Raw genomic sequence first — 5237 nt, 5'->3', positions numbered from 1 at the left:
AAGAGATTGAGCAAATATTCAACGCGCTTATTTCATTGATAATAAATAATTTAACTAAACAAATCAGCGAATTGTTTCAACTACTGATTCGCATTTATAATTATCTATTGCTCTTTTCAAACTTACAGTATCTGTTGCATGATAATCTTGGTTTGCTTTTTCAATCCATTCTTTACATTGTTTGGCATCAATGAGTAATTTCTTACATTCATCAGGACAATCTGTGATTGACTCTAATAAACTAACGGCAGAAGAGTAATTTCCATTAGAAAAAAAATCTCTTCCTTCTTTGATTTTCTCTGATTGCGCATTTAGTCCAATGCTGGAAATAAGAAAGAGAAAAGCCAAATAATATCTAAATGCTATTTGTTTCATTTTAATAATTCTTTTGACCATTGTTGATATTTCTTCCCTTCTTCGCTATCAGGATTAGCCGCAAGTATATTCTTTGATAAAGTTCCAAATTTTTCACCACCAATGTGCCCATTATTACTATGTCTTTTGTATTCGATGTATTTATTATATGCTTCTTCATAATTTTTTTTATCAAAAAGCAAGTTCGCTTGTGAAAGGATATTTTCTATTTTCCTTTTTTTTGCATCATTTTTTATTTCTTCACGGTCTTTATCATCTCTTTTATCACGTCCTATCTCAATTTCAAGAAGTTGTTTTGAAATATAATTTGCAGTGTCGTTAGCTTGTTTTGCTATCTCGTTGGCTTGCATTGCTGTTATATTGGCTGTACCAGCAATACGATTAGATTCCTTTGCTATTTCGTTGGCGTTCTTACTATGACTGCAAGAACGAATCGAGAGTATCAGTGAGACACACCCAAAAATTACACTTGTAATTACGCCATATTTTTCCCAATTTATTTTTTTTTCCATATTACTTTAAAATTTTATTACTCTGTTTCTTTCATAACCGTTAGTGCATTTCAATATGTTATAGATAAAAAGATAATTGTATCTGCCTGCAAATTTAGTAAATATTTAGAATACAGGAAAATATTTTCCCACTAACGCCACATACTGCCAAATCGAAGCCACATACTACCACCTGCTTCAAAACCCTCTATCAACTTACTGATTACGCTTACTTTTATTCTGCATTAATAGTGATGCAAAACAAAATCAGTTATCAGTATGAAATACAATTCAAATTTAGAGCCAGCGGAAATGTCTTATTTCCGGCTCAATCTACTATCTTACTTACGAGATTCACACCCCGACAAAGCAAATGACCTTTCCTTTATTGCAGGGCGTGGTGATATGGCAGCCGAAGCATATAGCGAAGCCATAAAAAGCGGTTTAGACCATATTCAGGCTGCCGAAATCGCAAACGAAGCCCTATTCAAAGGCTTACACTTTTCTCCTTATAATGCAATCGTTGAAATTCTTTGGAACGAGTTTTTCGACGAAGTTTCGCCAAGTGAAGCCCACACAAAGGCGAAAGATTTATTACCCGAATGTCAGGCAGTATTTTCTAAATACAACCTGAACGATGATTATGCCGAGACGACCGAGTACCAGTCGCTCTATACGGAACTTGTCGGCACAATCCTGATACTGCTCGAAAATGAGTTACAATAAGCGAACTCATTTGCGTCAGAACATTGATGCAATTAAGTTAGCGTTAAGGCTCGATAAGGAACAACGACAGGCAACACCCGAAGAACGGGAAATACTCGCTAAATATTCAGGGTTCGGAGGAATAAAGGCAATCCTTAACCCTGCCGACAAACCCGAAGATATTCAGCAGTGGTCTAAATCCGAAGTCGAGCTTTTTCCGTTGGTGCAGGAACTTCACGAGGTACTCCGTGAAAGTTCTCCCACACCCGACGTTTACAAACGCTATGTCAGTTCTCTGAAAAGTTCTATCCTTACTGCATTCTATACACCGCAACCCGTTATTGATGCGTTGGCAGATGCTTTGAAAGATAGCGGCATAACTCCGTCACGCTTTTTAGAACCCAGTGCCGGAACAGGTGCGTTTCTTTCTTCATTCAAAGAAACCGCACCTGAAGCCAAAATAACCTGTTTTGAAAAGGATTTATTGACGGGTAAAATCCTCTCACACCTCTATCCCGATGATAAAGTTCGGATTGAGGGTTACGAAAAAATGGAAGGGCGTTATTCACAGCATTTCGATGTGATAGCGTCCAACATTCCATTTGGCGATGTTTCGGTATTCGATCCGTTACTATCTAACCATGAAATACCCGCCGTCAAACAATCGACACAGGCGATACACAACTACTTTTTTGTAAAAAGTGTAATGTCGGCCAGAGAGGGCGGGATAATCGCCTTTATAACCAGTCAAGGCGTACTCAATTCGGAACAGAACAAGCCGATACGGGAATACCTGATGAACACCTGCGATGTGGTTTCAGCTATCCGCCTGCCGAACAATCTCTTTTCCGACCATGCCGGAACAGAAGTCGGCAGCGACCTGATAATCCTGCAACGGAACAATAAAAACATAGTTCCGAGCCAAAGGCAGCAGGATTTTATAGAATCCCGCAAGCTGTCAAACGGTATTTCTATAAATAATCTGTTCCGTGATTTCGATAGGGTTGTACAAACCAGCTCTAAGATAGATACTGACCCTTACGGCAAACCTGCGATTGTCTTTACGCATGAGGGCGGAGTAGAGGGTATTGCCAAAGACCTGCGGCAAATGTTGAAAGAAGATTTCTCCCAACATTTGGATTTACAACGTTACCAAACCCATAAACAGAACTCGCCGGAAAAACAGGTTGCAACCGCCGCAGAAATTAAACCGACACTTGAATCAAATTCCAATGACCTCAATCCTCTTTGGCAGACAGACGAACTCGATCCGTTTTGGCAGGCTATTGAAGATGATTGGTTTCCCGACAATAACCAATCCGAAGCGGTAAAACCTACGATTGAAAACAAACCCGAAGCACCCAAGCAACAACAAACTTATTCGGGTACGCTTTTCGATATGGACGATCCTGCCATTAAGAAAGAGCCGACTCCGGAGGCGAAACCAAAGTCTGTTACAGAGCAACCTTTAATTACGCTCTATGACCTTTTCGGTTTTACCCAAGAGGAACGCAGTCAGGTAAGCAAGCCTAAAAAACGAGGTCGAAAGTCTAAATCACAAGCCAGTAAACCCAAAGAACTTCCCTTTATGGACTGGCGGGAAGAAATGGCACATAACGCCGCACAGCAGCGGGAAAAGCTACAAGAGGAAACTGCGGCAGCCTATCCCGTATTTGATGCTCGTCGGGAGGAACAACTGGAACGGTTGAAAGAAGAAGCCGAACGGGAACAGCAGGAACGTATGAAGCCGATTCCCTACTATAATGCAGAAGATATGCCGTCCCATTATCGTGAAGGCTCTCTCGTAACTGACGAAAATAATCGTATAGGTTATTTGCGCGATTTAGAAGGATTTCAGCCGATGTTCCATCCGCTTCAGCTCACAGGAACACAGCAGGCGAAAGCATCCCTTTATATTGAAATACGGGATACTTACCACCACCTGTATAATAACGAAGCAACAAGGTTGGAAGCCAATCCCGCCTTGCGTGAAATGTTGAATAGGCTTTACGATGATTTTACCCGTCGTTTCGGAAATATAAACGATGCGAAAAACCTAAGCCTTATTAAAATGGATGCCGGAGGAACTGAAATTCTCTCCCTTGAACGCTATGTGAATGGCAAAGCAGTTAAAGCCGATATTTTCCAACAACCGGTTGCTTTCAATCCGAACGAGATAACCCATGCGGATAACGCACGGGAAGCCCTGACCGCTTCGCTTAATAAGTATGCCCAAGTAAACCTTGAATATATGGCAGGGTTTACAGGCGGTACTTCGGAGGAAATACTGGAGGAATTGAAAGGGCAGGTGTTTTTCAATCCAATGATAGGGGCTTATGAAATTAAAGACAAGTTCATAAGCGGTAACGTCATATCCAAAGCGGAACATGTTGAGCGGTATATAGAGAACCACCCCGACAACGAAACGGCAAAAGAATCATTAAAGGCTCTCAAAGAAGCAATACCCCGCCCGATACCGTTCGAGGATTTGGATTTTAATTTCGGAGAACGGTGGATTCCGTCAGGTATTTACAGCAAGTATGCTTCGCATTTGTTTGATACAAACGTATCGGTACATTACGCCGGGAGCCGTGATGAGTACACCCTGAAAGCCGATAGCAAAAATATCAAGATATGGGATCAGTACGCTGTTAAATCAACGAATCGGACTTTCGACGGTATCGCCTTGATGAAACACGCCTTACACAATACCTCTCCCGATATTACGAAGAAAGTCAATAAGTTGATTGACGGGGAAATCAAAGAGGTCAAAGTGCGTGATTCCGAATCAATCCAACTCGCCAACTCCAAGATTGACGAGATACGGAACGGTTTTGTAGAATGGCTGAATGAACAATCGCAGGAGTTCAAAGACCGACTGGCGGATAAATACAACCGCACGTTTAATTGTTTCGTCCGTCCGGAGTATGACGGAAGCCAGCAAGAGTTTCCGGGGCTTGATTTGAAAGGCTTGGGTATTCCCGATTTGTACAAAAGCCAGAAGGATGCAATTTGGATGGATAAACTCAATGGCGGGGGGATAATCGACCACGAGGTGGGTGGTGGTAAAACGCTGATAATGTGCGTAAGCGCCTACGAGAAAAAACGTTTGGGATTGGTAAACAAACCCCTCATTATGGCTCTTAAAGCCAATGTGCATGAGATAGCCCAGACTTTCTGTACGGCTTATCCCAATGCCAAAGTACTGTATCCGGGCAAAGAAGATTTTACCCCCGCAAAACGGGCGAAGATCTTCAACGAAATGAAAAACAATAACTGGGATGCAATCATCTTAACACACGAACAATTCGGTATGATACCCCAGTCGCCCGAAATACAGCAACGGATATTACAGGCGGAACTCGATTCGGTGGAAGAAAATCTGGAAGTATTACGGGCACAGGGTAAGGAAATATCCCGTGCAATGGAGAAAGGCTTAGTCAAGCGACAACTGAATCTTGAAGCCAAGTTAAATAATATTGCCTATCAGATTGAAAACCGCAAGGATGATACGGTAGATTTTCGTTTAATGGGTATCGACCATTTGTACGTTGATGAGAGCCATTATCCTAACTTAAATAAAATCCAAACTAACACTTTTAATACCCACATAATAAACCATTTACAGCAATATATTTCCTAATTCTATTTTCATATATTTCTACT

The 5237-nt window shown here is 41.3% G+C and carries 3 protein-coding genes and 1 pseudogene; 2 read left to right on the top strand and 2 right to left on the bottom strand.

Annotated features, from left to right (window positions below):
* Positions 1-63: 63 nt before the first annotated feature.
* On the bottom strand, positions 64-375 hold the full coding sequence (locus M2132_RS11690) for a hypothetical protein (protein WP_280673740.1): 312 nt from the start codon (positions 373-375) through the stop codon (positions 64-66).
* The gene (locus M2132_RS11685) at positions 372-887 is read right to left on the bottom strand and encodes a hypothetical protein (protein ID WP_280673738.1); all 516 of its coding nucleotides are present in this window, start codon (positions 885-887) and stop codon (positions 372-374) included. Before M2132_RS11685 ends, M2132_RS11690 begins: the two co-directional genes overlap by 4 nt.
* A gap of 258 nt (positions 888-1145) precedes the next feature.
* Here M2132_RS11685 and M2132_RS11680 point away from each other — a divergent pair, with 258 nt between their 5' ends.
* Both M2132_RS11680 and M2132_RS11675 read left to right on the top strand, forming a co-directional pair.
* Entirely contained in the window at positions 1146-1592 is a 447-nt protein-coding gene (locus M2132_RS11680) for a DUF1896 family protein (protein WP_280673736.1), read from the top strand.
* A pseudogene (locus M2132_RS11675) lies at positions 1579-5178 on the top strand (N-6 DNA methylase); the annotation flags it as partial. The gene M2132_RS11680 and the pseudogene M2132_RS11675, both read left to right, overlap by 14 nt.
* Positions 5179-5237 lie beyond the last annotated feature (59 nt).

This window comes from Dysgonomonas sp. PH5-45, assembly GCF_029893235.1.
Classification (GTDB): domain Bacteria; phylum Bacteroidota; class Bacteroidia; order Bacteroidales; family Dysgonomonadaceae; genus UBA1309.
This window is presented reverse-complemented; position numbering and strand designations above follow the sequence as displayed.

Bases quoted from the DNA above. Each gene is read 5' to 3' on its own strand.
- M2132_RS11690 (WP_280673740.1), bottom strand. From the start codon at position 375: ATGAAACAAATAGCATTTAGATATTATTTGGCTTTTCTCTTTCTTATT.
- M2132_RS11685 (WP_280673738.1), bottom strand. From the start codon at position 887: ATGGAAAAAAAAATAAATTGGGAAAAATATGGCGTAATTACAAGTGTA.
- M2132_RS11680 (WP_280673736.1), top strand. From the start codon at position 1,146: ATGAAATACAATTCAAATTTAGAGCCAGCGGAAATGTCTTATTTCCGG.